This window comes from Nocardiopsis sp. CNS-639 (assembly GCF_000381685.1).
GTDB classification, from domain to species: Bacteria; Actinomycetota; Actinomycetes; order Streptosporangiales; family Streptosporangiaceae; genus Nocardiopsis; species Nocardiopsis dassonvillei.
Genome location: NZ_KB906865.1, coordinates 108,225 through 134,469 on the forward strand (window position 1 = coordinate 108,225; position 26,245 = coordinate 134,469).

A 26,245-nucleotide genomic window follows, 5' to 3' on the forward strand; every position below is an offset into this window, starting at 1 on the left:
ACGACAACAACAAGGAACGCCGTGCCCAGCGAAGAACACGAGATACCCCTGAAGATCATCCGGAACGCACCGGAGGTGGTCATCCCCCTGCTCCGTGACGCGGTGGGCTTCGAACTGCCCGAGCACACCGAGGCCTCGATGACCTCCTCCGAGTGCACCGACAGCAAACCGCGCGTCTACACCAGCGACGGCGCCGTGGTGCTGCGCAACGGCACCGAGAAGGTCCTGGCCGTGGTCGTGGAGCGCCAGCACAAGCAGGAGCAGGACAAGTTCTGGACCTGGCCGGTCTATCACGCCACTGTCCGAGCCCAGGTCAAGTGCCCGACAGTGCTGCTGGCGCTGTGTCCCACCGACGCACTCGCCCGGTACTACACCGGCCCGATCCACACCGGGTATCCGGGCGACCACCTCACGCCTCTCGTGGTGGGACCGTCCAACACTCCGGTGGTCGCTGACCCGGAGCAGGCACGGAGTATGCCCGAACTGGCGGTGCTGTCGGCCAAGGCGCACGGTGACCACGATCTGCGCACGCTGGACGCGGTGATGGAGGCACTGAACGCCGTGTCCTCCGACCACCGCGCGCTCTACTATGACTACGTACTGGCCGGGAGCTCCGACGAGGCCCGGAAATACCTGGAGGACCTGATGTCCGTGGGAACCTACAACTGGCAGAGTGACTTCGCCCGCGAGTACGTCGACATCGGCCGCGAGGAGGGCGTCGCCCGCAGCGTGATAGCGGTTCTGGCCGCGCGCGGGTTCACCGTCTCCGACGAGGTCCGTCAGCGCGTCGAGTCCTGCGACGACCTGGAGACCCTGGAGGCGTGGGTTCCCAAGGCCGTCTCCGTCGACAGCCCCGAGGAACTCTTCGGCTGAGACCGGGCACCATGACCACGTGTGGAGGGTGGGAGGCTTCGACCTCCCACCCCCCACGCCTCACCCCAGGGTCGGGGGCCAGTAGCGCTCCAGGATCGCCCGCGCCTCCATCAGCGCCTCCAGCACGGCCGCGGCCACCTCCTCGGTGTACCGGGGCGTCGGGACCGAGCAGCTCAGCGCGTCCACGGCAGGGTTGTCGTAGCGCAGGGACACCGCCACGCACCGCAGGCCCACGACGTTCTCCCCGTCGTCCGTGGAGTAGCCCCGTTCGCGGATGAGCGCGAGGTCCTCCAGGAGCGCGTCCACGTCGGTGATCGTCTCGTCGGTGAGCGCCTCCAGCGTGGCGGGCAGCAGGTCGCGCACCTGTTCGTCCTCGCGCTCGGCCAGCAGGGCCTTGCCCAGGGCGGTGCTGTGCGCGGGCAGCCGTCGGCCCACCCGGCTGAAGGGGCGCAGGTAGTGCCGTGACTCCTGGGTGGCCAGGTAGACGACGTCACCGCCGTCGAGCCGGGCGAGGTGGACGGTCTCCCCCAGCTTCTCGGCGAGGGAGTCCAGGTGGCCGCGCGCCTGGGCCACGCGGGCGTCGGAGTCGATGTAGCCGGTCCCGGTGAAGAGCGCGCGGATGCCCAGCGCGTAGAGGGCCCCGGTGGGGTCGGACCGGACCCAGCCCCGGTTCACGAGCGTCTGCACCAGCGCGTACAGGCTGCTGCGGGGGATGCCCATCTCCTCCGAGAGGGTGCGCAGGGTGACCGGGTCCCGGTAGCGCGCCAGGATCTCCAGGAGTTCGACGGTGCGCGCCGCCGACTTGACCTCTCGGACACCGCCGTGACCTTCCGCGGCCGACACTCGACCGCCTCCTTCCTGCTGCGTGCGGGCCGGGTCGGCCCCCCGGCCGCGGACGGCCCGCCGGGGGCGAGCGAGGACGTCCGCCTCGGGGTCCTCAGTGTAGAACGCCGTTCTCCCGGGCATCACCCCGCGCGCCCCGGGGCACGTCGCCAAACCCTTCCGCCACAGGGGTTTCCGTCGCTCGCGCCCCCGCCCTCCCCCGAGTCCGCTCCCGCCGCACCACGCACAGTGTTGCCCGTTTCATCCCCCTCTGTGCCCCGCGTCCCAGGTTGACGTGATGTGTCCCCCAAAATAACCTGCGGCTACACACAAAGACACCATCTACGTATGGAGACGACATGAGCGATGTCGGGACCGATCCCGATCTCCCCGCGAGGCTCGCCGAGGGCATGCGCCGATCGGTGCTCTCCTTCCCCCTCACCCCGTTCGCCGAGGACGGCTCCTTCGCGCCCGAGGCCTTCGAGGCGCACCTGGAGCACCAGCTGGCGGCGGGTCCGGGCGCGGTCTTCGTGGGCTGCGGGACCGGCGAGTTCTTCAGCCTCGGCCTCGACGAGTTCGGGGACGCGGTGGCCACCGCCGTCCGGCGCGTCGGCGGCGCCGTGCCCGTGGTCGCCGGCGCGGGCCACGGCACACCGCTGGCGGTGGAGTTCGCCCGCGTCGCCCGCGAGGCGGGCGCCGACGCCCTCCTGCTGCTGCCGCCCTACCTGATCGGCGGCACCCAGACCGGTCTGGTGGAGCACACCCGGGCGGTGGCGGAGGCGGCGGGCCTGCCCGTCATCGTGTACCAGCGCGCCCAGGCCGTCTACGAGCCGGAGACCCTCGCGAGGATCGCGCGGATCCCCGGCGTCATCGGCTTCAAGGACGGCATCGGCGACCTCGACCGCATGCAGCGCCTGGTCAGGGCCGTCCCCGAGGACCTCCTCTTCTTCAACGGCACCCCGACCGCGGAACTCCAGGCGCGCTCCTACGCCGCGATCGGCGTCCCCGCCTACTCGTCGGCCGTGCACGCCTTCGCCCCCGAGATCGCCACCGCCTTCTTCCACGCCCTCCGCTCGGGCGACACGGCGGCGACGGACGCGCTGCTCGACGGCTTCTTCATCCCCTGGGTCCGTCTGCGCGACCGGGGCCCCGGCTACTCGGTGTCCCTGGTCAAGGCGGTGGCCCGCACGCGCGCGGCGGCGATCGGCGCCGACGTCGGCCCGGTCCGCGTCCCGCTGTCCGCACCCGAGCCCTCCCACCTGGAGGAGGCCGAGCGGCTCCTCGACGCCGGACTCGTCCTCGCCTCCCGTCTGGCGCGCCGGTAGCTCTCCCCGGGTTCGCCGGAGCGCCCCCGCCCCGGAGAACCACCTCCGCCACCGGGTCCCCCTCCGGTGCCGCGGCCCCCGGGCGTCCCGCCGCGGCGGAGCGCCCGCACCTTCCGAGACAAGGCCTCCCATGCTCTCCACCATCCACCCCTCCGGCCCCGGGGCGTTCCTCTCCGCGAGCGAAGCCCCCGCAGCGGCCTGGTCCCTCCCGCCGTGGGCCCTCATCCTCACCGTCGCGCTCGGCGTGGTCCTGCTGCTCGTGCTGGTCCTGCGGGCCAAACTGCACGCCTTCGTCGCGCTGCTCCTGGTGAGCGCGGCGGTCGCGTTCGCCGCGGGACTGCCCCTCAGCAGCATTCCGGGCCTGCTCGAAGCCGGGATGAGCGACACCCTCGGCGGCATCGCCATCATCGTCGCCCTCGGCGCGATGCTGGGCCGCATGATGCAGGAGACGGGCGCCGCCCAGCTCCTGTCACAGCGCCTGCTCGCCCTCTTCGGCGAGGGCCGCGCCCCGCTCGCCATGGGGCTGACCGCGCTGCTCCTGGGCATCCCCGTCTTCTTCGACGTGGGCTTCATCATCATGGTCCCGCTGCTGTACGCGGTCGCCGCCCGGTCGGGCCGGTCGCTGATCAGCGTCGCGCTGCCCGCCGCGGGCGGTCTGGCCATCATGCACGCGGTCCTGCCGCCCCACCCCGGTCCCGTGGCCGCGGCCGAACTGCTCGGCGGGCACCTGGGCTGGATCGCCTTCATGGGCCTGGTCTGCGGTCTGCCCGCCTGGTACCTGGGCGCCTACGTGTTCGGCAAGTGGCTGGGCGACCGCAACTTCGTCCCCGTCCCCGCCTCCTTCCGGGAGGAGGGCGACGAGCTGGGCGAGGTCCCCGAGAACGCGCCCCCGCTGTCGCTGACCCTGGCCGTGGTCATCCTGCCGGTGGCCCTCATCCTGCTCAACACCTTCTCCCCGCTGGTGGTCCCCGAGGGTCCGGTGCTGGAGGCCCTGCTCTTCGTCGGCAACCCCGTCACCGCGCTGACGATCGCCACCCTGCTGTCCTTCTGGCTGCTGGGCCTGCGCGGGGGCATGACACGCGAGCGGGTGGAGAAGGCCGCATCCGCGTCCCTGGGCCCGACCGCCCTGGTCCTGCTCGTCACCGGCGCGGGCGGGGTCTTCGGCGAGGTCCTGGAGGCGACGGGCGCGGGCGACGCCGTGGCGGGGATCCTGTCCGCCACGGCCCTGCCCGCCATCGTCCTGGCGTTCATCATCGCCACGATCATGCGTGTGGCCCTGGGGTCCAAGACGGTCGCGATCGTCACGACCGCACCGATCGTGGCCCCGCTCATCACGGAGGCGGGGATGTCGCAGCCCGAGATCGCGCTCGTGGTCATCGCGATCGCGGCGGGCGGGACGGTGCTCTCGCACGTCAACGACTCCGGCTTCTGGCTGATGAACCGCTACCTGGACATCGACATCAGGACCACGCTCAAGAGCTGGACCGTGATGGAGACCCTCATGGGCTCCATCGCGTTCCTGATCGCCGCCGCCATCAGCGCGGGCCTGACGCTGGCCGGGTGAGGGACGACAGCGCGACGCCCCGGCACGGAACCGGTTCCGTGCCGGGGCGTCGTACGTCGGCTACACCGCCAACGGGGAGCTCACCGGCAGGGAGGTGTCCGTGGCCAGGTCCAGCGTGGACGCGGGCAGGCCCGCCGCCACGACCTCGGCGCCCAGGGCGGCGATCATCGCGCCGTTGTCGGTGCACAGGCGCGGGCGCGGGACGCGCAGTTCGACGCCGGCCTCCCGGCAGCGCTCCTCGGCCAGCGCGCGCAGCGCCGAGTTCGCCGCCACGCCACCGCTGATGACCAGCGTGCTCACGCCGTGCTCCACGCAGGCGTCCACGGCCTTGCGGGTGAGCACGTCCACCACCGACTCCTGGAAGGCGGCGGCGATGTCGGCGACCACCAGGGGCTCGCCCCGGCGGTCGGTGTCCTCCACGTGGCGGGCCACGGCGGTCTTCAGGCCCGAGAACGAGAAGTCGTAGGTGCCGTCTCCCCACTTGCCGCGCGGGAAGCGGATCGCCTTGGGGTTGCCCCGCTGCGCCGCCTTGTCGATGGGCGGGCCGCCCGGGTAGGGCAGGTCGAGCAGGCGCGCCACCTTGTCGTAGGCCTCACCGGCGGCGTCGTCCACGGTGTCGCCGAGCGAGACCACCTCGGTGGCCAGGTCGTTGACCAGCAGCAGCGAGGTGTGGCCGCCCGACACCAGCAGGGCGATCGAGGGCTTGGGCAGCGGTCCGTGCTCCAGCTGGTCCACGGCCACGTGGCCCACGAGGTGGTTCACGCCGTAGAGCGGCTTGCCCAGGGCCATCGCGTACGCCTTGGCCGCGGACACGCCCACGAGCAGGGCGCCCGCCAGGCCCGGACCGGCGGTGACGGCGATGGCGTCCACGTCCGACAGCTCGGCCCCGGCCTCTTCCAGCGCCCGGTGCACGGTCGGGGTCATCGCCTCCAGGTGCGCGCGGCTGGCCACCTCGGGCACCACGCCGCCGAACCGGACGTGCTGGTCCACGCTGGAGGCCACGGCGTCGCCGAGCAGCTCGCAGCCGCGCACCAGGGCCACGCCGGTCTCGTCGCAGGACGTCTCGATCCCCATGACCAGCGGCAGGTCACTCATGGTTCCCCTCCTCGGCGACGCGCCGCATGACGAGCGCGTCCGCCCCGTTGTAGTAGCCGCGCCGCACACCGATCTGCACGAAGCCGAACCGGCCGTAGAGCCTCTGGGCGCGCGGGTTGTCCGAGCGCACCTCCAGGAACACGTGGGTGACACCGCGCCGCCCGGCCTCGGTGAGGAGTTCGGTGAGCAGCGCGCTGCCCACGCCCCGGCCCCAGACCTGCTCGGACACGGCCATGGTCTGCACGTCGCCCTCGGGCGGGACGGCGCGCAGCCCCGCGTAGCCGACGACGGCGTCCCCGGACACCGCGACCAGGTAGTGGCGCGTGGGCTCGGCCAGCTCGTCCCTGAGCATGCCCTCGCTCCAGGCGTCGAGGGGGAACAGGGCGTGTTCGAGGTCCATGACGGCCGCGACGTCGTCGGGGGTCATCGCGCGCAGGCTCACACCGGTCAGGCCCGGCGTCGGCGTCACTTCACCCACTGGCGCACCTTCTTCGGGGCACCGGGCTCCACCGCGTCCGGACGGCGCAGGTAGAGCGGGTTGGGCGCGGGCAGCTCCTCGCCGCGGCCCAGGCGCAGCAGGGCCAGCTCCGCCATGGCGGCGGCGTCCGGGTGCAGCGGATCGGGCGCGGCGGAACCGGCGCCGAACACGTCGGCGTACATGCGGGCGCCGTCGCCGACCAGCGCGAGCCCGCCGGTGTCCACCTCGGCGGGGCGGTCGACGCGCACCTCGCCCACGCGGGTGAGGCGGTCGTCGTAGCGGGCCCAGAACACCTCCTTGCGGCGGGCGTCGGTCATCGCGACGAAGGGTTCGGTCCGCCCGGTGGCGAAGGCCAGCGCGTCCAGGGTGGTGACGCCGTGGCAGGGGACGCCGAGGGCGTCGGCCAGGGCGTGCGCGGTGGCCAGCCCGACCCGCAGGCCGGTGTAGGGCCCGGGGCCGATGCCGACGGCGACGTGGTCGAGGTCGGCCAGGACGATCCCGGCCTCCTCGGTGAGCCGGGCGATCGTGGGGCCGAGCAGTTCGCCGTGGCGGCGGGCGTCCACGGAACCGGCGCTGGCGCGCAGCGTGAAGGAGCCGTCGGCGCCGGACTCGCCGATGGCGGCGGTGACCGCCGGGGTGGCGGTGTCGAAGGCCAGGAGGAGCACGGGTGACCGCCTATCGGGGCCCGGCGGCGGTGCCGGGCAGGTCGGCGCCGGTCCACCGGGCGCCGACGGCGCGCAGGTGGACGGAGCGGGTGTCGTCGGGGTGGCGTTCGATGCGGATCTCCAACCGGTCGTCGGAGAGCCCCTCGGCCACGTCCTCGCCCCACTCCACCACGGTGACGGAGTCGGGGAGGGTCATGTCCAGGTCGATGTCGTCGATCTCGTCGGGCCCGCCGAGCCGGTAGGCGTCCACGTGGACGAGGTCGGGGCCTCCGGTCAGGGAGGGGTGGATCCGGGAGATGACGAAGGTCGGGGAGGTGACCGGTCCGCGCACTCCCAGACCCTCGCCCAGGCCCTGGGTGAGGGTGGTCTTCCCCGCGCCGAGCGGCCCGGACAGGATCAGCACGTCGCCGGGCCTGGCGAGGGCGGCGAGGTCGCGGCCGAGGGTGCGCATGGCGTCATCGGTGGCCGCGGTGACCTCGCGGACGGTGGCCGCACCTGGAGTGGTTGCTGTCGCGTCTGTCATCAGATTCGCTGCTCGTGGTCTGGGTGGATGGTGGAACGCGGCGCGCCGGGTCGGGGCGTGCGCGGGCGGGGCCGCCGGAGCGCGCCCCCTTCCACCCAGGTTAGGCCGGATGGAGGAGGTCTGTGACCGGATCGCGATGACCGGTCAGACTCCCGCCGCCGCGCGGGCCGCCGTGCCGTCGCGGTGTGCCGCGCGGTCCGGCGGGACCCGCGTGACCGTGCGGCGCCGGGGCCGGGACCGGGCTCCGTGCCGCTCGGACGGGCTCCGCGCCGGAGGGGACACGCTCCCGGAGGGGACGGCCGCGCCGGAGGGGCTCAGGCGCCCCCGCCGACGTACTCGCGCGGGACCCGGGGGCCCACCCGCGTGACGATCTCGTACGGGATGGTGTCCAGGATCTCGGCCCAGTCCTCGGCGGTCGGGGTGTCCGGGTGGTCCTCGGGGTCGCCGAAGAGCACCGCGTACTCACCGGCCTCCACGGTGTCGTCGCCGACGTCCACGACGAACTGGTCCATGCAGACCGTTCCCGCGATGGCCCGGCGGCGTCCGCCCAGGAGGACGGGCCCGCGGTTGGTGGCGGCGCGGGGGACCCCGTCGGCGTAACCCAGCGGCACCAGGGCCAGGGTGGTCTCCCGGTCGGTCACGTAGCGGTGGCCGTAGGAGACGCCGCTGCCCTCGGGGACGCGCTTGGTGAGGGCGAGCCGGGAGCGCAGCGTCATCGCGGGCCGCAGCCCGGTCCCCGTGAGGCCGGGGATCGGGCTCAGGCCGTAGCTGGCGATCCCGCCGCGGACGAGGTCGAAGCGGGCCTCGGGGAGGGTGAGCAGCGCGGCCGAGTTGGCGATGTGTCGGACCTCGGGGGTCAGGCCGACCTTGTCCGCGGTCTCCAGGGCCTCGTGGAAGCGGGAGAGCTGGCGTGCGACGGAGGGGTGGCCCGGCTCGTCGGCGCAGGCGAAGTGGGACCACACGCCGGTGACGCGCAGGTGCCCCTCGTCCTCGGCGCGGGCGGCGGCCTCGGCCAGGGCGCCCCAGTCGGCGGGACCCACGCCGCCGCGGTTGAGGCCGGTGTCGGCCTTGAGCTGTACACGGGCGGTGCGGCCGATGCGGCGGGCCTCGGCGATCACGGTGTCCAGGACCGCGCGGTCGCTCACCCCGAGGTCGATGTCGGCCTCGACGGCCTCCGCGACCGGCTCGCCGGGCGGGATGATCCAGGCCAGGACGGGCGGGGTCAGTCCGGCGCGGCGCAGTTCGAGGGCCTCGCCGATGAAGGCCGTGCCCAGCCAGGTCGCGCCGCCCGCGATCAGGGCGCGGGCCGCCGGGAGCATGCCGTGCCCGTAGCCGTCGGCCTTGACCACACCCATGAGCGGGGTACCCCCTGAGAACTCGCGGAGCACCCGCGCGTTGTGGGAGATCGCGTCGAGGTCGACGCGAGCGTGCGCGAAGTGAGACATGTACTCCAGTGTTCCACGTGCGCGGGACCGGAGCGGAGCGGCGCCGGAACACGACCGGCGAGGGGTCGGACACGCCCGGGAGGGCGTGACCGTTTTCCCCGGCCTCCCGGGGCGTCCCGCGTGACCAGGCACGACGCGGGTTTTCTCGGTCACCCGTAGTACATGGGTGGATGCGGGGTAGGGGATCGGCCCAGAGGCACAGTATCTGGGGGTACTGGCATGACCGAGATAGGTAGCGAACGACCCGTCAACACCACGAGGCTGTGGTACGGAGGGATGGCCACCGCCGTGGTGGCGGCGCTGGTGATCTTCGCGGGGGCACTGGTCTTCCGAGGAGTGTTCGGGGTACCGGTGCTCGCACCGGAGGACGCGGGGGCACTGGGCGACGCGAGCACGGTGGTCTACGCGCTGATGGCCGCCGTGGCGGCGCTGCTGGCCACGGGGCTGATGCACATGCTGCTGCTCAGCGCCCCGCGGGCGATGAAGTTCTTCGGGTGGATCCTGGGGCTGATCACGGCGATCGCCGCCGTCGCCCCGTTCAGCGAGCCCGTGGACACGTCGAGCCAGGTCAGCACGTCCGTGATCAACCTGGTCACGGGTATCGCGATCATCACCCTGCTGCGGAGCGTGGGGCGCGCCTCCACCCTGAGCGGCCGGGCCCCGGGTGACGCCCGGACGGCCTACACGACGCACGAGGCGACCGTGAGGCCCGTCGGGGACCCCGGGCCGGAGCCCAGGGACGAGACGCAGGCCGTGGATCCCAGGGAGCCCGTGCAGGGTGAGGAGCCCGTCCTGCGGCACGAGGGCATCCTGCCCGACGTGAAGCAGGGCGAGTACCGCAAGAACCAGGTCCGCGCCCAGCAGATGGACGCGGAGGCCGAGGAGGCCAGGCGGGACCAGCACGGCCGTCAGGCGCCGGGAGACCAGCACGCCGGATGACCGGTACGCCGGGCGGCCGACGCACCGTTCGACCAGCCCGCCGGACGGTCCCGACGAGCGGACGGACCGGGTGACCCGTGACCCCGGGAACCAGAGCGGCGCCCCCTGACCCGAGGCGCACGAGGGGGCGGAGCCGAACGGCTCCGCCCCCTTCCGTGTGCCCCGGGGCCCGGGTGAGGGGCGGGCCGGGGGCAGGGACCGGGTGCGACGAAGCACCACCAAGCGGGTCACATCACCGCAGCCACCCCGAAAACGCCACCCGACCCGCATAACTCCTCATCCCTCCTTTTCCGACAAAAAAGCAAAACAATTCCCATCAGGGCGGGGAAAGAGCGCGCCGGAGAAATCATCAGCGGAACCGGCGGCGGGCGTTTCGAGGCGCTCACGCACGGGAAAAAACAGAGCACAGGAAAGGCGAGGAAAAAGAAAAGGAAACCACGAACCCGCCCTCCGGCGGGCCCCGCGCCCGCCCGCGCGCCTCCAAGCCCCGAACCCCGCCCCTCCTGTCGTTTTTCAGCCCTCCCCCACTCCCCCAAGGACCCGGAGGAGGGCGCCGACCAGCGGGTCGGTACCCGTGCGCGGAGCCTCCCCGCGCCAGCCCTCCTCCGGGTCCGTGAAGCGGAGATCCGGCCGCGTCCCCACCCTCCAGGCCGGCCGGATCTCCTTTTCCGCAAAGGGCCGATAACGCGCGCGGGGGATTCCGGAGTTTCCGCCCGGGAATCGGTGTTCCGGCCGCGGCGCGGCCGGTCCGACGGGTGTTCGGACGCACCGGACGCGCTTTCTCGCTTTCCGGGGGCCTCTTCCCTCCGCGACACCCGAGCCGCGTCCGCGCCCTGACCGGACACCCCGAAGCCGAAGGCCCCGAGCCCGGGAACGGAACGCTCCGCGCCCTTGACGGAGCGCCCCGGATCCGGAGTCGGAGCGGTCCGCGTCCCTAACGGAACACCCCCGCACTCCGACACCGCTCCCGCCCCGAGGCGGCTCCGTGCGCTGGGATCCCGGCACCGCCCCGGGGACGCTGCCCCGACGCGGCGCCGCCCCGGGACATCTCCGACGCAGGGCTCGGGGTCCGCCCGCCACCCGCCGCGCGGGGCGGCCGTGAGCCCCGGTCGGGGCTCACCCGGCCCACCCGGCTCAGCCGTTGATCAGCGCGTCCGCGTGCTCGGGGCTCAGGCAGTGCTCGATCACCATGACCGCCGCGCCGATCACGCCCGCGCTCTCGCCCGCCACGGACGAGACGATGCTCAGGTGCTCGGTGGCCAGCGGCAGCGACCGCTGGTAGATGATCTCGCGCACCCCGGCGAGCAGGTGGTCCCCGGCCAGGGCGAGCGCGCCGCCGATGACGATGACCGACGGGTTGAACATGTTCACCGACGCGGCGAGCACCTCGCCGATGTCGCGGCCCGCCTGGCGCAGCGCGCGCAGGGCGGGCACCGACCCGTTGCGGGACAGTTCGACCACGTCGCGGGCGCCGCTGGCGGGCACGCCCTCGGCGGTGAGCGCGGCGGCCAGGGCGGCGCCGCTGGCCACGGCCTCCAGGCAGCCGGTGTTGCCGCAGCGGCAGGGCCGCTCGTCGCCGCTGGGGACGTGGATGTGCCCCATGTCCCCGGCCGCGCCCTGCGCTCCCCGGTAGACGCTGCCCTCGCTGACGATGCCGCAGCCGATGCCCGTGGCGACCTTGACGAACATCAGGTGGCTGGCCTCGGGCCAGGCCGTGTGGTGCTCCCCGATCGCCATGATGTTGACGTCGTTGTCCACCAGGACCGGCACGTCGAGCCGGTCGTGGACGTAGCCGGGCACGTCGAAGTTGTCCCACCCCGGCATGATCGGCGGGTTCACCGCGCGCCCGGTGGTGTGCTGGACCGGGCCGGGCAGGCCGATTCCCAGGCCGAGCAGTTCGTCCACCCGCCGGTCCGCGCCCTCCAGCAGGCCGCGGCCCCGCTCCACGACCCAGTCCAGGACGCGCTCGGGGCCCAGGGCGATGTCCAGGTCGGCGCGCTCCTCGGCGAGCACGGTCCCCGACATGTCGGTGAGGGCCAGGCGGGCGTGGGTGGCGCCCAGGTCGGCGGCCAGGACCACCCGGGCGTCCGGCTGGAACGAGAAGGTCGTGGGCGGCCTGCCCCCGGTGGACACGGCCTCCCCGGCGGGCCCGATGAGCCCGCTGGCGAGCAGGGCGTCCACGCGCTGGGTGACGGTCGAACGGGCCAGACCGGTGACCGAGGCCAGCTCCGAACGGGTGCGCGGTCGGCCGTCGCGCAGGAGTCGGAGCAGGGTGCCCGCACCGGGTGCGGCGGTCGGAGCGACGGCCGGGCCGGGTCGTCCCTCCGTATGGGTCAGCGCGTCTTCCGTCATGCGAACAGTGAAGCACAGGATCTATTGACTGTCCGTCATCCGTCTATTGCAGATAGATCCTACGACTTTTGCTTGACGATCGACAGAAGTCCAGCGTACCGTTCGTGGCATGTCAGTGAGTAAGGTCACAAGCCTGGGTGAGGCGGCCGACCCCGGGTCCACCGCCCCCAACGCCTACCGCGCCGCGGTGATCGGCACCGGCTTCATGGGCAGGGTCCACTCCCACGCCGTCCGCGCCTCGGGAGGCGAGGTCGTCGGGGTCGCGGGCTCCTCCCATGGCAAGGCCGAGCAGTTCCGCACCGCGCACGGCGTCGCCCGGGCCCACGCCGACGCCCTCGAACTCGTCCGCAGCGACGACGTGGACGTGGTCCACGTGTGCACCCCCAACCACCTGCACGCGCCGCTGAGCCTGGCCGCCCTGGCCGCCGGCAAGCACGTCGTGTGCGAGAAACCCCTGGCCACCGACGCCGACACCGCCCGCGAGCTGGTCCGGGCCGCGGAGGAGGCCGACCGGGTCGCCGTCGTCCCCTTCGCCTACCGCTTCCATCCCATGGCCCGCGAGGCGCGCGCCCGCGTGGCCTCGGGCTCCATCGGCCGCGTCAGCCTCGCCCACGGCGGCTACCTCCAGGACTGGCTCCTGTACCCGGACGAGGACAACTGGCGGGTGGATCCCGAACTGGGCGGACCCACCCGCGCGTTCGGGGACATCGGCTCGCACTGGTGCGACATGCTGGAGTTCGTCACCGGCGACCGCATCACCTCGGTCAGCGCGCAGACCTCGCGGGTCAACGACACCCGCGCCGGACGCTCGGTGGCCACCGAGGACCTGGTGGCCTTCCAGTTCTCCACCGCGGGGGGCGTGGTCGGCGGCGCCGTCATCAGCCAGGTCTCCCCCGGCCGCAAGAACCGGCTCGTGCTGGAGGTCTCCGGCACCGAGGGCACCCTGCTGTTCGACCAGGAGCGGCCCGAGACCCTCTGGGCGGGCGGCCGGGGCCGCAGCTGCACCATCAGCCGCGACGACCCCGAGCTGAGCGCCGACGCCGCGCGCCTGTCCACGACCCCCGTCGGCCACCCGCAGGGCTACCAGGACTGCTTCAACGCGCTCGTGGCCGACACCGGGGCCGCCATCGCCGGGCGGACCCCCGAGGGCCTGCCGGTGTTCGCCGACGGCCTGCGCGCCGCCGTGCTGGCCGAGGCCGTCCTGACCTCGGCGCGGGAACGCCGCTGGGTCGACGTGCCGGAGGTGGACGGGGCATGAGCGGCCCGCCCCTGCTCCGGATGAGCGGCATCACCAAGTCCTTCCTGGGCGTGCGCGTCCTGCACGGGATCGACCTGGAACTCCACCCCGGCGAGCTGCACGCCCTGGTCGGCGAGAACGGGGCGGGCAAGTCCACCCTGATGAAGGTGCTGGCCGGGGTGCACCGCGCGGACGGGGGCACGGTCGAGCTGGAGGGCGACACCGTCTCCTTCGAGCACCCCGTCCAGGCCCAGCGCGCGGGCGTGACCACGGTCTTCCAGGAGTTCAACCTCCTGCCCGACCGCACCGTCGCCGAGAACGTCTTCCTCGGCCGCGAGATCCGCCGCCGCGGCCTGGTGGACGGCCGGGCCATGGAGCGGGCCACCGCCGAACTGCTCGCCGAACTCGGTCTGGAGGGCATCGACCCCCGGGCCCGGGTGCGGTCGCTGTCGGTGGCCGAACAGCAGATCGTGGAGATCGTCAAGGCGCTCTCGCACGACGCGCGCATCATCTCCATGGACGAGCCGACCGCCGCGCTGGCCGACCACGAGGTGGAGGTGCTCTACCGGATCATCGGCCGCCTGCGCGAACGCGGCGTGGCGGTGCTGTACGTGTCGCACCGCATGCGGGAGATCTTCGACCTGGCCGACACCATCACGGTGCTCAAGGACGGCCACCTCGTGGACACCGTCCCCGCCGGTGAGATCGGTCCGGCCGAGCTGGTCCGCAAGATGGTCGGGCGTCCGGTCTCGGCGGTCTTCCCCGAGCCCCTGGAGCCGCACGGCGAGCACGTGGGACGGGTGCGGCTGTCGGTCACCGGAGGCGGCAACACCCAGCTGGACGGGATCGGCTTCGAGGTGCGCGGCGGCGAGATCCTGGGCCTGGGCGGGCTCCAGGGCAGCGGGCGCACCGAGGTCGCCCACGCCCTCTTCGGCGTCGAGCGCTTCACCCGGGGCGAGGTCCGCGTGGACGGGCGGCGGGTGGACCCGCGCTCGCCGCGCACGGCGGTGCGCGCGGGCCTGGTGCTGGTCACCGAGGACCGCAAGGCGCAGGGGCTGGCGCTGAACCAGTCGGTGGCGGCCAACGGCCGCCTGGTCCTGGACGCGGTCTGGCCCCTGGGCTCGGCGCGCGGGGCCCGGCGGCTGCCCGGCATCCTCTCCTCCCTGGAGCTGGTGGCGCGCGGCGGCCAGGACCAGGAGGTCCGGTACCTGTCCGGCGGCAACCAGCAGAAGGTCGTGCTGGCCAAGTGGCTGGCCGCCGAACCCGGCGTGATGGTGCTCGACGAGCCCACGCGCGGCATCGACGTGGGCGCCAAGCAGGCCGTCTACCGGCTCATGCGCGAGCTGGCCGCGGCCGGTGTGGCGATCGTGCTCATCTCCTCCGAGCTGCCCGAGCTGATCGGCATGTCCGACCGGCTGGTCGTCCTGCGGGACGGCCGGGTGGCGGGCGAGCTGCCCGGCGGGGCAGCCGAGGAGGCGGTCATGGCGATGGCCACCGGATCGCCGCACCCGGGCGGGTCCGCCGCACCGGTTCCCGGGCAGGACCCGGCCACCGGAGCGTCCGCCGGATCAGCCGCCGAGCAGGGTCCGGACTCCGAGGAGGGTCCGGCCACCGGCCCGTCCGCCCAGCAGAACCCGGCCGCCAAGCAGGACCCGGCCGCCGCTCCACCGCGCTCGGGCACTCCCACCCCACCGGCCGCCGGGGGCGACCCGGCCGCCGGAACCGGCAACGGCGGCTCCCCCGCACGGCACGAGGAGGCCGCCCCGTGACACCCCCACCGACCTCCGTCCTCCGGAGCCTGCGCGCCCGGACGGGCACCACCGGGCTGGTCTACCTGGCCCTGGTGCTGCTGCTCGCGGTCAGCGCGGCCTTCGTGGCCGCCCGGGGCGGCAACCTGTTCACCACCGCCAACACCGTCGACCTGCTCACCCGCAGCAGCCTGCTGGGCTTCCTGGCCGTCGGGATGACCCTCGTCATCCTGTGCCGCTCCCTGGACCTGTCGGTCGGCTACGTGGCCGCCCTGTCCACCGTGGTCGCGGCCACCACCATGGCGGGCGACCCGTCCCGGATCGTGCTCGGCGTGGCCGCCGCGCTCGGCCTGGCCGCGCTGATCGGCCTGGTCAACGGGCTGGTGGTCACGGGACTGCGGGTCAACCCCTTCATCGCCACCCTGGGCATGGGGCTGGTGATCAAGGGCTACCTGGACACGAACTTCCAGGGCCCGGCCGGGGCGGTGCCCACCGCCTTCCAGACCTTCGGCTACACCCGGATCGGCGTGCTGCCCGTCTCCACCCTGGTCATGCTGGGCGTGGCGGTGGCGGCGGTGCTGTTCCTGAGCCGCACCCGGATGGGCTACCACATCTACGCCGTCGGCGGCGACGCCGACGTGGCCCGGCTCTCCGGGGTCCGCTCCGGGGTGCCCACGGTCACCGCGCACGTGTTGTGCTCGGTCACCGCCGGTGTGGCCGGTCTGCTGCTGGCCGCCCGGTTCGGGACCGGCAGCGCCACCGTCTACTCCGGGGGCTACGAGCTGGAGGCCATCGCGGCCGTGGTGCTGGGCGGGACCTACCTGCTCGGCGGGCGCGGCGGCGTGGCCGGGACGGTGGCGGGGGTGCTCATCCTCGCCACGCTCGACACCGTGTTCAACGTGCTGGCGGTCGACCCGTTCGTCAAGGACGTGCTGCGCGGCGTCATCGTCATCGCCGCCGTGGCCGTCTACGCCCGCGGCGGGCGCTCCGCCGTGCGGACGCGCTTCCCCTCCGGCGGCGCGCCGCCGTCCTCCCCCGTGCCGCGGCCCGCTCCGGACACCGGGACCGCCCCCGATCCGGACCCCGGGACGGGATCCGCACCGCAACCCCTCGGAGGCCGCCGATGACCCCGACCCCCACCCAGGACGCGCGCGGCCCGGTCGGGCCGCGCGGGCCCGAGTCGCGCGGCCCGGGACCGCTGGCGGCGCTGGCCGCGCTGGGCCGGGGCGGCACGGCGACCGTCGCGCTGCTGCTGGCGCTGATCTTCGTGGTGATCGCCACCCAGAACCCCTCGTTCTTCGAGGGGCCGCCGCTGATGGCCTTCGCCAAGAAGGCCGCGCCGCTGGTGATCCTGGCCATCGGCCAGTACCTGGTGATCGTCTCCGGGGAGTTCGACCTGTCGGTCGGGTCCCTGGTGGGCGCGCAGGTGGTGATCGCGGCCCGCCTCATCGACGGAGACGAGGCCATGACCTGGCCGGTGATCGGCCTCATGCTGGTCTTCGGCCTGGTCGTGGGCCTGGTCAACGGCCTGGTGACCACGCTGCTGCGGGTGCCGTCGATCATCACCACGCTCGGCACGATGCTGATCCTGTTCGGCGCCGTGCGCTACTGGACCGGCGGGGCGCCCACCGGGGCGCTGACGGAGTCCTTCCGCGTGTTCGGCCGACAGGGGATCGAGGGCGTGCCCGTCCTCGGCGAGATCCCGTGGGCGCTGCTCATCGCCCTGGTGCTGGCGGCGGGCGCGGTGGTGCTCATGCGCTCGCCCTACGGCCGCTCCCTCGTGGCGACGGGCGACAACGACGTCGCCGCCGCGTTCTCGGGGGTGCGGGTGTGGCGGGTGCGCACGATGGCCTTCGTCGGCTCCTCCCTCATGGCCACCGTCGCCGCCGTCCTCATCGGCGGCTACGCCGGGGTCACCGCGCAGGTCGGCGACGGGCTGGAGTTCACCGCGATCACCGCCGTGGTCCTGGGCGGGGTGGTGCTGGGCGGCGGGCGCGGCACCGTGGTCGCCGCCGTCCTGGGAGCCCTGACCGTGGAGGCCCTGTTCACGCTGTTCAACCAGCTGTACCTGCCCTCGACGCTCCAGCCCACGGTGCAGGGGCTCATCATCATCGCCGCGGTGGCCTACGCCGCCCGCCGGGGCGACCTTCGACTGCCGGAGCGCCTGCGACGGCGACCGGACCATCCGACCGAGCGGCCGCTCGGCACTTCCAGGAGGTAACCATGCGCGTCCCCCGCGTGCTGCTCGCCGGCGCCGCCGGCCTGACCCTGATGCTCACGGCGTGTACGACGGACGCCCCCACCGACGCCCCCGAGGAGGCGGGCTCCGAACTCACCCCCGACGGGGAGTGGTTCGACGAGGCCGAGTTCGAGGCGCAGCTGGCCCAGCGCGAGATCACCCCGGAGGGCCCCGAGGACCAGCCCTGGCTCCAGGCGATCGAGCCAGAGTGGATCGACACCTCGGAGTTCACGCACGACGCGCCGGAGGACGCGACGCTGTGCTTCTCCAACGCCTCGGTGTCCAACCCCTGGCGCGTCACCGGCTTCATCACCATGGAGCAGCAGGTGGAGGCGCTCCAGGAGGAGGGGCGCATCGGCGAGTTCCGGGTGTCGGACGCCGCCGACGACGACAACCAGCAGATCTCCGACATCCAGGCCTTCGTGGACTCCGGGGACTGCGACGTCATCATCATCTCCCCCTCCACCACCGCGACCCTGACCCCGGCGGTGGAGACCGCCTGCGAGAGCGGCGTCCCGGTCGTGGTCTTCGACCGCGGCGTGAACAGCGACTGCATGGTCACGTTCATCCACCCGATCGGCGGCTACGCCTACGGCGCGGACGCGGCCGAGTTCCTGGTCGATGAGCTGGAGCCCGGCTCGACCGTGCTGGCGCTGCGCATCCTGCCCGGCGTGGACGTGCTCGAACACCGCTGGGCGGCGGCCCAGGAGATCTTCGCCGACAGCGAGCTGGAGGTGCTCGGCCACGAGTTCACCGAGGGCGACGGCGCCATGATCAAGGACCTGGTCTCCCAGCACCTCCAGCGCGGCGAGGTCGACGGCATCTGGATGGACGCCGGGGACGGCGCCGTGGCCGCCCTGGAGGCCTTCGAGGACGCGGGCCAGCCCTACCCGGTGATCTCCGGGGAGGACGAGCTGAGCTTCATGCGCAAGTGGCAGGAGGAGGACCTCACCGCGATCGCGCCCGTCTACTCCAACTTCCAGTGGCGGACCCCGGTCCTGGCCGCCGGCATGATCCTCGCCGGCGAGGAGGTGCCCTCGGAGTGGATCCTGCCGCAGGAGCCGATCCGTCAGGACGAGCTGGACGAGTACCTGGAGCGCAACGCGGAGATGCCGTCCCTGCACTACGCGAAGTTCGGCGGCGAGGACCTGCCGGGCTTCCCCGAGGCCTGGACGGACCGGTAGGTGCGCGCGCTGGGGGTCAACACCTGGGTGTGGACGTCGCCGCTGACCGACGCCGCGTTGGAGCGGATCGCGCCCCGCGTGGCGGAGTGGGGATTCGACGTGATCGAACTCCCCGTGGAGAACACGGGCGACTGGGACCCCCGGCGCGCCCGGGCCCTGCTGGACGGGCTGGGCCTGACGGCCAGCGTCGTGCTGGTCATGGGGCCGGGCCGGGAACTGGTCGCGACCGACGCGGCCACCCGCTCGGCCACGCAGGACTACCTCAGGCGGGTCGTGGACGCGGCCGCGGCGGTGGGCTCCCCCGTCGCCGCCGGTCCTGCCTACGCCTCGGTCGGCCGCACGTGGCGGATGTCCCCGCGTGAGCGGGCGGGGATCGGCGCGGAGCTGACCGAGGCGCTGGCCCCCGTGGTCGGGCACTGCTCGGCCGCGGGGGTCCGGCTGGCGGTGGAGCCGCTCAACCGGTACGAGACGAGCGTGATCAACACGGTGGACCAGGGACTGGAGATGCTGGCCGACCTGCCCGCGGAGCACTGCGGGCTGGCCCTGGACGTGTACCACATGAACATCGAGGAGCGGGACGTGGCGGCGGCCGTGCGGCGCGCCGCGGGCAGGGTGGCGCACGTGCAGGTGTGCGCGAACGACCGCGGCTCCCCCGGGGCCGACCACCTGGACTGGAGCGCGATCCTCGGCGCGCTCGGCGACGCGGGGTACGGAGGACCCCTGGTGATCGAGTCGTTCACGGCGGACAATGCCAGCATCGCCACGGCGGCCTCCGTCTGGCGACCGTTGGCGGCGACCCAGGACGCGATCGCCGTCGACGGCCTGGCCTTCCTTCGCGCCCTGAGCCGACGAGAGGAGCCGCCGTGCAGGTAGGCAGCGCTCCTCGGGGTCCGCGGTCCGCCCGTACGGGTGCGGCCGGGATCCACGGGGGACGGGAGCCGGCCGCCGTGTCCGCACCACGGCCGCCGGTGCCCCCGGGCCAGGAGGAAACGTCCACCACCCCCGCTCGGTGCCGCGCTCGCCGGAAAGCGCTGACTGAGGTAGGGCGGCTCCATCCCCACGAGGAGACGTCACCATGCCCGCTCACAAGACCCCCTCCGCCGCCGGATCCGAGTTCCCGGACCCGGTGGCGGACACCCCCGCCACCTGGTGGCTGACCGGGGTGTCGTTCGCGGTGGCCGGTGCCGCCGTCGCCTCCGCCGTGTTCCTCGGCGGTGACGGCGCGGACGGCGCCTCCGCCGCGCCGCAGGCCCCGGCGGACCACCCCGACGCCGAACAGGTCGGTTCGCTGCTCACCCACACCCGCACGGCCCACGAGGGACTCGTCCCCGTGGTGGAGGACATGGAGGAGTTCCTGCCCACCGACGGATCACACCCGCCCCTGGAGTTGACCGAGGCCTCGGTGGTCAACTCCTGGCGCACCGAGGTGCAGGCCGCCTCGGTGCACTTCGGCGAGGTTCCCGATTCCGGCGGCGCCCACCGGACCGCGCACGCGGGCCTGGTGTCCTCCGTCCGGCTGCTGTCCATGTCGGTCGACACCTACGCCAAGGCCGCCCTGGTCGAGGACGAGGACCTGCGCATGGACGTGCTGCACATCGCCATGGAACTGCGCGACGAGGCGGTCGTGTCGTGGTCGGTGGCGGCCACGCACCTGGACGCGGTGAGCGTGGACGCCGGGCACGGCCACGTCCACCTGTACCTGCCCGCCGCCCCCGACAGCGGCGCCCTCGAACCCGACGGCGCCGGGGCGGACGCGGAGCCGGAGGGCGCCGGGGAGGGCCCCGGCGACGGACACGACCACTGACCACGAAACCCCCCTACTCCAGGAGGAGACGAACATGCCGCGACCAGTCACCCTGTTCACCGGACAGTGGGCCGACCTTCCCTTCGAGGAGGTGTGCTCCCTGGCCTCCTCGTGGGGCTACGACGGTCTGGAGGTCGCCTGCTGGGGCGACCACCTCGACGTCACCCGGGCCGCCGTGGACGACGACTACGTGCGCGACCGGCTGGACACGCTCAAACGCCACGGGCTGGGCCTGTGGGCGATCTCCAACCACCTGCTGGGCCAGGCCGTCTGCGACGACCCGATCGACCACCGCCACCGCGACATCCTGCCCGCGCGGGTGTGGGGCGACGGCGAGCCCGAGGGCGTGCGCCGGCGGGCCGCCGAGGAGATGAAGACCACCGCCCGCGCGGCCGCCAGGCTCGGCGTGTCCACCGTGGTGGGCTTCACGGGCTCGGCCGTCTGGAAGTACGTGGCGATGTTCCCGCCGGTGGGCGAGGACGTCATCGAGGCCGGGTACCGCGACTTCGCCGACCGGTGGAACCCGATCCTGGACGTGTTCGACGAGGTGGGGGTGCGTTTCGCGCACGAGGTGCACCCCTCCGAGATCGCCTACGACTACTGGTCCACCCAGAGGGCGCTGGAGGCGGTGGGGCACCGTCCGGCCTTCGGCCTGAACTGGGACCCCAGCCACATGGTGTGGCAGGACATCGACCCGGTCGGGTTCCTGTGGGACTTCCGGGACCGGATCTACCACGTGGACTGCAAGGACGCCCGCAAGCGGGTGGGCAACGGCCGCAACGGGCGGTTGGGCTCCCACCTGCCGTGGGGTGATCCGCGCCGGGGCTGGGACTTCGTCTCGACCGGGCACGGCGACGTGCCCTGGGAGGACTGCTTCCGCACGCTGAACGCGATCGGCTACCAGGGTCCGATCTCGGTGGAGTGGGAGGACGCGGGCATGGACCGGCTGGTCGGGGCGGCCGAGGCGGTGGAGTTCGTGCGCTCCCACGCCTACGACCCGCCGGAGGCGTCGTTCGACTCCGCCTTCGGGTCGGACTGACCCGGCCGCAGGTCCAGGTCCTGTTTTCTGGGCGGGCCTCAGCTCGTGGGGGGTCGGCTCGGGCGCCCACGGGGTTCCGGAGGCGGCGCGGGCGGGTTTCCGTGGAGGAACTGTGCCGTAGGCGTCGGTTGAGGGTGGTGGTGGGCGACGGGTGGGCACGAGCGAACCCGCCGTAGGCGCCGCTGTGCCTGCTTCAACCCGATTCCCGTGCTCCGGGCGCCCGGACACGGACCGAAGCGGAGGTCCCGAAGACACTGCGCGGTGGCGGGGCGGCGCGTACCGGGGATCCCCCTCGACAGGGAGGCGGGGTCAGATCATCGGGGCGATGACCACCCGGTAGTGCCCCCCGTCCGCGGTGGAGACGTCGCAGCGGAAGTCGTTGACCCGGTTGACGGAGCCCTGCACCGCGCTGTCGCCGAAGGCCGCGGTGTCCACCCCGGGCAGGTGTTCACGGATGAAGGACACCGCCTCCTGGACGGACATGGCGGTGTCCTTCTGCTCTGGGGTGACACGCAGTCCGTTGTCGGTGAGACGGCTGATAACGACCCGGAACATGTGCTGTCTCCCTAGGGTGCCGGGGGGCGGACACCGGCATTCTGCCCCATCGCCTCCCCGGCTGGGAATCCTCCGGGCGGGCGGGGCGCCGGGGCGGCCCGCCCGGTCAGACCTCCAGGTCCGCCTCGATGCCCTTGAGGCGGTGCCTGGCCAGGGCGAGGTTGCCCCGGGAGCGGTCCAGGGCCAGGTAGAGGAAGAGCCCCTGCCCCTTGCGGCTGGTGAGGGGTCGGATGATGTGGTACTGCCCGGACAGGGTGATGAGGATGTCCTCGATCACGTCGTTGATCCCCAACTGGTCCATGGTGCGCATCTTCGCGCGGACCACCTCGGTGTTCCCGGCGGCGGCCACGGTGAGGTCGAGGGTGTTGGTGGAGGCGAGGGTGCCCAGCGCCATCCCGCTGCTGTAGTCGACGACGGCGGCGCCCACAGCCCCCTCGATCTCCATCATCTCCTTGAGCCCGGCTTCGATGTTCGGCATGTCCTTCTCTCTCCTTGACGTGGGTCGGCGCGGCGCCCTGCGGTCGGCGATCCAGCGGCGCAGGCCGGAGGCGCCTCGGCGGGGCTGCCCACCGGTCACGCGGCCACCGGCCGGGGGCGGTCGACGGACAGCGTCCGCAGCGCGGTGAGCACGCGTTCCAGCACCTTGCGGTCCACGGACGCGACCGCCGGCGCGGCGGGGCGGGGCAGGTCCCGCCGGGGCGGGCGGTCGGTGTCGTCGCGGGGAGGCGGCACCCTCGCCGTGCGCACCAGGTCGCGCAGCCGCCGCAGGGTGAAGCCGAGGCTGCCCTCCGTGCGGCCCATCCGCACCCGTACGCACAGGTCGGAGCCCTCCAGGACGGCGAACAGCACGTGGTGGTCGGTGTCGGTGACGACGACGTCCTCCACCCGCTGGCCGGCGCACAGGGGACCCTCCCTGACGGCCCTGAGGATCGCCGCCGCGTCCGCGGCCGGATCGTCGGCGCCGGCGTGGGCGAGGACGCGCCCGCGCCGCCAGTCCACGAGGCAGGCACTGCGCACCCCCGGCGTCTGGAGCATCTCCCGCAACTGCTGCTCGAAGCGCACGTCGGTCCTTTGCGAAGGCTGGGGCCGGGACTCGGGTCGGCCCGCGACGAATCAGGCTAACTGTCCTTTGCGGACATCACGAGAATAGGCGTCATACGTTCGCAGCGCAGCCTTTTCAGTGATTTATTGTGTTATGCCTGACCGGAGGGGGTGGCGGAAAGCCGAAAGGAGGACGGGGGGACACCGGAGCGTGTTTCGCCCCACCGAGAAAGGTGATCGTCCCCGGTGTCGCGCATGATCACCTTTTCTCCCTTTAGGGAGTTTCGGGACCTCGGACCCGGGTGGTGCCGGTGCGGGGGGGGCGGGCGGAGCGGCCGCCCGGGCGGGGACGGGGGAAGGGGCGGAGCGGTGAGCGGGGTTGACCGGGGGCACGGGTCCGTGGTGCGGCGAACGCGCGGCGGCGCGGGGTCAGAGCCAGCTGACCTCGGAGGTCTCCAGGTCGTAGCGGGCGGGGACCACGTCCAGGCGGCCGGACTCGACCAGCTCGCGCAGGTCGGCGTCCACGCGGAGCTGGTCGGCGATGTACTCGGCGTTGGCCCGGACGCAGGCGTCCACGAAGTCGCCGCCCTCGTCGGGGGTGGCCTCGACCACCGGCAGGATCCCCTCCACCAGGTAGCCGACGTGGCCGTGCGGGAGCTCCCCGGTCTCGTGGGCCTCCACGGCGGCGCTGACCGCGCCGCACGAGGAGTGCCCCAGGACGACGATGAGCGGGACCGCCAGGTGCTCGGCGGCGTAGCTGATGCTGCCCAGGACGGACTCGTCCAGGACCTGGCCCGCGGAGCGGATGGTGAACAGGTCGCCGAGCCCGCGGTCGAAGACCAGCTCGGGCGCCACACGGGAGTCCGCGCAGCCGAGGATCACGGCGAAGGGGTTCTGGCCGCGGGCCATCTCCTCCCTGCGGGCGGGGCCCTCGTTGGGGTGGCGGGAGTCGTACCGGCGCCAGCGCCTGTTGCCCCGCTTGAGGAGGCGCAGCGCCTCCGCGGCGTCCCCCGGTTGGGGCGCGGGCATGGGAGCCGACCAGGCTGGGGCGGAGACGGCGGTGGCGACCGCGGCCCCGACCCCTCCGGCGAGGGAAACGCGCAGGGCGTTACGACGGGTGATGGCCATGTGGGGTCTCATTCTTGACGTCGACAAATATGGACTTTTGCCGCCAAACGAGGGTCAAATTACTCTTGCTCCGCGAACCAGTTCAAGAGTTTTTAACGCGCTCCTAACGCCCTTCCCGGAGGCGCACGCCCGGAACGGATGCGAAAAAAATCCCTTTCCGTGCCGCTGAACTCGCACAACGCCGCGCGCGGACGTTTTCCCGCGGTTCATCCGGCCTTCTCCGGGTGTTACGAGACGTGCCCCCCGCAGCACTCCGCGCGACCGGTCGGCGAGGGTGGTCCGGGGGCGCCCCGGACCCGGGATAGGATGTATTACCAACCGACCGTTCGTTAGGAAATCCTCGTGGGACCCGGCGAAGGCGGACGCGCCCGCGGCCGTCCCCCGCCCACGGGGCCGCTCCCACCAGGTAGATTCGACAACCGTGTCCAGATCTTCCCCTGTCGAACCAGCGCCCTCCCGCCGCGGGGCAGCGGGGCGGCGACGCTCCGGCCGCCCCGGCCACGACGCCGACTCCGTCCTGCGCGTGGCCGCGCGCGTGTTCAACGAACGCGGGTACGACGGCACGAGCATGGAGGACCTGGCGCGCGCCCTGGGCGTGACCAAGTCGGCCATCTACCACCACGTCACCGGCAAGACCGAGCTGCTGCGCCGCTCCCTGGACCTGGCCATGGACGCCCTGTTCGCGGTCACCCGCGAGAAGGCCTCGACCACCGGCCCGGCCATCGACCGCCTGGAGCACGTGCTGCGCGGCAGCGTCAGGGTGCTGGTGGACGAGCTGCCCCACGTGACCCTGCTGCTGCGGGTGCGCGGCAACACCGAGGTGGAGAAGCGCGCGCTGGAGCGGCGCCGGGCGTTCGACCACCTGATCGCCGACCTGGTGCGCGAGGGCGCCGCCGACGGCGACATCCGCCCGGACGTGGACCCCGCCGTCGCGGCCCGCCTGCTGTTCGGCATGGTCAACTCGATCTCGGAGTGGTACAAGCCGGACCGCGGGCTGGACTCCGACGAGATCGCCGACACCCTGGCCAGGATCGCCTTCGCGGGTCTGCGTGCCTGAGGGCCCGGACGGAGCCGCCGCCGACGCGAGGGCCCGGCGGAACTGAGGGTCGCACCCCTGTTCCCCTGAGTTGCCACTGGCCACATCAGGCCACACACGTTGGAAAACACCCCTGGCGCATCAGTCTCAGGCCTCCCTACTATCCATGGAACCCGTCCGAAACGGGACCAAGGTCATGGAAAGTAGTGCGCCGTGCTCGACCACCTCGCCCAGGACTGGCTGACCCCCTCCATCGCCTTCGCGGTCTCGGTGATCGGGTCGTTCCTCGGCTTGTCCTTCGCCTCACGCGCGCGCCGGACGAGCGGACTCGTCCGGTGGCAGTGGCTGTCCCTGGCCTCCCTCGCCCTGGGCGGGGTGGCCGTGTGGTCGATGCACTTCATCGCCATGATGGGCTTCTCCCCGCCCGGCACGGCCATCCGCTACGACACCGCGCTCACCGTGGTCAGCGGGGTCATCGCCATCGCGGTGATGGCCGTGGCGCTCACCCTGACCATCCGCGGGAGGACGACCCCCCGGCTCCTGCTGGGCGGTCTCATCTCCGGGACCGGCATCATCGCGATGCACTACCTCGGCATGCTCTCGATGAACGTGCACGGGCAGATCCACCACGACCCGCTCTACGTCGCCCTGGCCTGCGTGATCGCGCTGGTGGCCGCCACCGCCTCCCTGTGGTTCGCCTCCCGGCTGCGCGGTCTCCCCGCCATCACCGCCGCCTCCGTGGCCATGGCCGTCGCGGTGACCACCATGCACTACACCGGCATGACGGGCGTCCACTTCACGCAACCGCGCTTCTCCCGGCACAGCCCCCCGGACGGTTCCAGCGCGCCGGACCTGGTTCTGCCCCTGCTCGCGGGCCTGTTCGTCTTCATGCTGATCTGCAGCCTCTTCCTCCTGCTGGGGGTGGAGGAGGAGCGCCCGGACTACTCCCGGCGCGCGCCCGCCCCCGCCGCGCCCGCCTCCGGGAGCGAACCGGAGGAGCCCGCCGCCGGGGAGTACGTGCCGCGGCACGCCACCGCCCCGAGGACCGTGCCGTCCGACGACGTGTGGACCAGGCGCCGCTGAGCCGACCCGGTCCCCGCCCCCGGGCCGGCACTCGGAAAACCCGTGGTGCGCTCCGCCCCGGCGGTCCTAC

The 26,245-nt window shown here is 73.1% G+C and carries 25 protein-coding genes; 14 read left to right on the forward strand and 11 right to left on the reverse strand.

The genetic code is table 11. The features are described 5' to 3' along the window. Positions 1-21 precede the first annotated feature (21 nt). Positions 22-873, forward strand: a complete 852-nt coding sequence (locus G011_RS0118685; protein WP_019609818.1) for a hypothetical protein — start codon at positions 22-24, stop codon at positions 871-873. 60 nt (positions 874-933) lie between these two features. Here the strand turns inward: G011_RS0118685 and G011_RS0118690 are convergent, their stop codons facing one another. Beyond that, positions 934-1,716, reverse strand: coding sequence for an IclR family transcriptional regulator (locus G011_RS0118690; RefSeq protein ID WP_019609819.1), 783 nt, complete (start codon positions 1,714-1,716; stop codon positions 934-936). 338 nt (positions 1,717-2,054) lie between these two features. Here G011_RS0118690 and G011_RS0118695 point away from each other — a divergent pair, with 338 nt between their 5' ends. After that, the gene (locus G011_RS0118695) at positions 2,055-3,020 is read left to right on the forward strand and encodes a 5-dehydro-4-deoxyglucarate dehydratase (RefSeq protein ID WP_019609820.1); all 966 of its coding nucleotides are present in this window, start codon (positions 2,055-2,057) and stop codon (positions 3,018-3,020) included. Positions 3,021-3,150: 130 nt separating this feature from the next. Next, positions 3,151-4,584: a GntP family permease gene (locus G011_RS0118700; protein ID WP_019609821.1), complete on the forward strand. Its 1,434-nt coding sequence runs from the start codon at positions 3,151-3,153 to the stop codon at positions 4,582-4,584. Between the two features lie 60 nt (positions 4,585-4,644). On the opposite strand, the gene tsaD is transcribed toward G011_RS0118700, so the two are convergent. The 5 genes from tsaD to alr all read right to left on the reverse strand — a co-directional run bounded on the left by tsaD (position 4,645) and on the right by alr (position 8,790). After that, on the reverse strand, positions 4,645-5,679 hold the full coding sequence (gene tsaD / locus G011_RS0118705) for a tRNA (adenosine(37)-N6)-threonylcarbamoyltransferase complex transferase subunit TsaD (protein ID WP_019609822.1): 1,035 nt from the start codon (positions 5,677-5,679) through the stop codon (positions 4,645-4,647). Continuing rightward, a complete protein-coding gene (gene rimI / locus G011_RS0118710) occupies positions 5,672-6,148 on the reverse strand; it encodes a ribosomal protein S18-alanine N-acetyltransferase (RefSeq protein WP_019609823.1) in 477 nt (158 codons plus the stop codon). The genes tsaD and rimI overlap by 8 nt, the downstream gene beginning before the upstream one ends. Continuing rightward, entirely contained in the window at positions 6,145-6,822 is a 678-nt protein-coding gene (gene tsaB / locus G011_RS0118715; RefSeq protein ID WP_019609824.1) for a tRNA (adenosine(37)-N6)-threonylcarbamoyltransferase complex dimerization subunit type 1 TsaB, read from the reverse strand. Before tsaB ends, rimI begins: the two co-directional genes overlap by 4 nt. A 10-nt stretch (positions 6,823-6,832) precedes the next feature. After that, positions 6,833-7,345: a tRNA (adenosine(37)-N6)-threonylcarbamoyltransferase complex ATPase subunit type 1 TsaE gene (gene tsaE, locus G011_RS0118720; RefSeq protein ID WP_013155048.1), complete on the reverse strand. Its 513-nt coding sequence runs from the start codon at positions 7,343-7,345 to the stop codon at positions 6,833-6,835. A gap of 314 nt (positions 7,346-7,659) precedes the next feature. After that, positions 7,660-8,790, reverse strand: coding sequence for an alanine racemase (gene alr / locus G011_RS0118725; protein ID WP_019609826.1), 1,131 nt, complete (start codon positions 8,788-8,790; stop codon positions 7,660-7,662). A 219-nt stretch (positions 8,791-9,009) separates the two neighbouring features. On the opposite strand from alr, the gene G011_RS0118730 reads away from it, so the two are divergent. Beyond that, the gene (locus G011_RS0118730; protein WP_026338435.1) at positions 9,010-9,729 is read left to right on the forward strand and encodes a DUF6069 family protein; all 720 of its coding nucleotides are present in this window, start codon (positions 9,010-9,012) and stop codon (positions 9,727-9,729) included. Between the two features lie 1,134 nt (positions 9,730-10,863). Here G011_RS0118730 and G011_RS0118740 read toward each other — a convergent pair. After that, positions 10,864-12,081 carry an ROK family transcriptional regulator gene (locus G011_RS0118740; protein WP_019609829.1) on the reverse strand — a complete coding sequence of 406 codons (1,218 nt, stop codon included), beginning with the start codon at positions 12,079-12,081 and terminating at the stop codon, positions 10,864-10,866. 115 nt (positions 12,082-12,196) lie between these two features. Here G011_RS0118740 and G011_RS0118745 point away from each other — a divergent pair, with 115 nt between their 5' ends. The 8 genes from G011_RS0118745 (at position 12,197) to G011_RS0118780 (ending at position 21,332) form a co-directional block, all read left to right on the forward strand. After that, positions 12,197-13,339, forward strand: coding sequence for a Gfo/Idh/MocA family protein (locus G011_RS0118745; protein ID WP_019609830.1), 1,143 nt, complete (start codon positions 12,197-12,199; stop codon positions 13,337-13,339). Continuing rightward, positions 13,336-15,087, forward strand: a complete 1,752-nt coding sequence (locus tag G011_RS0118750) for a sugar ABC transporter ATP-binding protein (protein ID WP_019609831.1) — start codon at positions 13,336-13,338, stop codon at positions 15,085-15,087. Before G011_RS0118745 ends, G011_RS0118750 begins: the two co-directional genes overlap by 4 nt. Beyond that, positions 15,084-16,193, forward strand: coding sequence for an ABC transporter permease (locus tag G011_RS0118755; RefSeq protein ID WP_019609832.1), 1,110 nt, complete (start codon positions 15,084-15,086; stop codon positions 16,191-16,193). The genes G011_RS0118750 and G011_RS0118755 overlap by 4 nt, the downstream gene beginning before the upstream one ends. After that, a complete protein-coding gene (locus G011_RS0118760; protein ID WP_019609833.1) occupies positions 16,190-17,287 on the forward strand; it encodes an ABC transporter permease in 1,098 nt (365 codons plus the stop codon). Before G011_RS0118755 ends, G011_RS0118760 begins: the two co-directional genes overlap by 4 nt. 2 nt (positions 17,288-17,289) lie before the next feature. Then, the gene (locus G011_RS0118765; protein ID WP_019609834.1) at positions 17,290-18,489 is read left to right on the forward strand and encodes a substrate-binding domain-containing protein; all 1,200 of its coding nucleotides are present in this window, start codon (positions 17,290-17,292) and stop codon (positions 18,487-18,489) included. After that, on the forward strand, positions 18,490-19,362 hold the full coding sequence (locus tag G011_RS0118770; protein WP_019609835.1) for a sugar phosphate isomerase/epimerase: 873 nt from the start codon (positions 18,490-18,492) through the stop codon (positions 19,360-19,362). Between the two features lie 202 nt (positions 19,363-19,564). Then, on the forward strand, positions 19,565-20,293 hold the full coding sequence (locus tag G011_RS0118775) for a hypothetical protein (RefSeq protein ID WP_019609836.1): 729 nt from the start codon (positions 19,565-19,567) through the stop codon (positions 20,291-20,293). Between the two features lie 34 nt (positions 20,294-20,327). Next, positions 20,328-21,332, forward strand: coding sequence for a sugar phosphate isomerase/epimerase (locus tag G011_RS0118780; protein WP_019609837.1), 1,005 nt, complete (start codon positions 20,328-20,330; stop codon positions 21,330-21,332). Positions 21,333-21,641: 309 nt separating this feature from the next. Here G011_RS0118780 and G011_RS0118785 read toward each other — a convergent pair whose 3' ends face one another. From G011_RS0118785 to G011_RS0118800, 4 genes are all read right to left on the reverse strand, one after another. Continuing rightward, complete coding sequence (locus G011_RS0118785; RefSeq protein WP_019609838.1) at positions 21,642-21,887, reverse strand: hypothetical protein; 246 nt, start codon at positions 21,885-21,887, stop codon at positions 21,642-21,644. Between the two features lie 106 nt (positions 21,888-21,993). Then, entirely contained in the window at positions 21,994-22,365 is a 372-nt protein-coding gene (locus G011_RS0118790) for a hypothetical protein (protein WP_013155066.1), read from the reverse strand. Between the two features lie 95 nt (positions 22,366-22,460). Beyond that, positions 22,461-22,949, reverse strand: a complete 489-nt coding sequence (locus G011_RS0118795; RefSeq protein ID WP_019609839.1) for a hypothetical protein — start codon at positions 22,947-22,949, stop codon at positions 22,461-22,463. A 408-nt stretch (positions 22,950-23,357) separates the two neighbouring features. Continuing rightward, positions 23,358-24,056 (reverse strand): carbonic anhydrase, encoded by a 699-nt coding sequence (locus tag G011_RS0118800; protein ID WP_019609840.1) that lies wholly within the window; start codon positions 24,054-24,056, stop codon positions 23,358-23,360. A 523-nt stretch (positions 24,057-24,579) separates the two neighbouring features. Here G011_RS0118800 and G011_RS0118805 point away from each other — a divergent pair. Together G011_RS0118805 and G011_RS0118810 are read left to right on the forward strand one after the other, a co-directional pair. Continuing rightward, the gene (locus G011_RS0118805) at positions 24,580-25,113 is read left to right on the forward strand and encodes a TetR/AcrR family transcriptional regulator (protein ID WP_019609841.1); all 534 of its coding nucleotides are present in this window, start codon (positions 24,580-24,582) and stop codon (positions 25,111-25,113) included. Between the two features lie 192 nt (positions 25,114-25,305). Then, positions 25,306-26,175, forward strand: coding sequence for an MHYT domain-containing protein (locus tag G011_RS0118810; protein WP_019609842.1), 870 nt, complete (start codon positions 25,306-25,308; stop codon positions 26,173-26,175). The last annotated feature ends 70 nt before the right edge of the window (positions 26,176-26,245 follow it).

Bases quoted from the DNA above. Each gene is read 5' to 3' on its own strand.
- G011_RS0118695 (WP_019609820.1), top strand. From the start codon at position 2,055: ATGAGCGATGTCGGGACCGATCCCGATCTCCCCGCGAGGCTCGCCGAG.
- G011_RS0118700 (WP_019609821.1), top strand. From the start codon at position 3,151: ATGCTCTCCACCATCCACCCCTCCGGCCCCGGGGCGTTCCTCTCCGCG.
- tsaD (WP_019609822.1), bottom strand. From the start codon at position 5,679: ATGAGTGACCTGCCGCTGGTCATGGGGATCGAGACGTCCTGCGACGAG.
- tsaE (WP_013155048.1), bottom strand. From the start codon at position 7,345: ATGACAGACGCGACAGCAACCACTCCAGGTGCGGCCACCGTCCGCGAG.
- alr (WP_019609826.1), bottom strand. From the start codon at position 8,790: ATGTCTCACTTCGCGCACGCTCGCGTCGACCTCGACGCGATCTCCCAC.
- G011_RS0118730 (WP_026338435.1), top strand. From the start codon at position 9,010: ATGACCGAGATAGGTAGCGAACGACCCGTCAACACCACGAGGCTGTGG.
- G011_RS0118740 (WP_019609829.1), bottom strand. From the start codon at position 12,081: ATGACGGAAGACGCGCTGACCCATACGGAGGGACGACCCGGCCCGGCC.
- G011_RS0118750 (WP_019609831.1), top strand. From the start codon at position 13,336: ATGAGCGGCCCGCCCCTGCTCCGGATGAGCGGCATCACCAAGTCCTTC.
- G011_RS0118760 (WP_019609833.1), top strand. From the start codon at position 16,190: ATGACCCCGACCCCCACCCAGGACGCGCGCGGCCCGGTCGGGCCGCGC.
- G011_RS0118765 (WP_019609834.1), top strand. From the start codon at position 17,290: ATGCGCGTCCCCCGCGTGCTGCTCGCCGGCGCCGCCGGCCTGACCCTG.
- G011_RS0118775 (WP_019609836.1), top strand. From the start codon at position 19,565: ATGCCCGCTCACAAGACCCCCTCCGCCGCCGGATCCGAGTTCCCGGAC.
- G011_RS0118780 (WP_019609837.1), top strand. From the start codon at position 20,328: ATGCCGCGACCAGTCACCCTGTTCACCGGACAGTGGGCCGACCTTCCC.
- G011_RS0118785 (WP_019609838.1), bottom strand. From the start codon at position 21,887: ATGTTCCGGGTCGTTATCAGCCGTCTCACCGACAACGGACTGCGTGTC.
- G011_RS0118790 (WP_013155066.1), bottom strand. From the start codon at position 22,365: ATGCCGAACATCGAAGCCGGGCTCAAGGAGATGATGGAGATCGAGGGG.
- G011_RS0118800 (WP_019609840.1), bottom strand. From the start codon at position 24,056: ATGGCCATCACCCGTCGTAACGCCCTGCGCGTTTCCCTCGCCGGAGGG.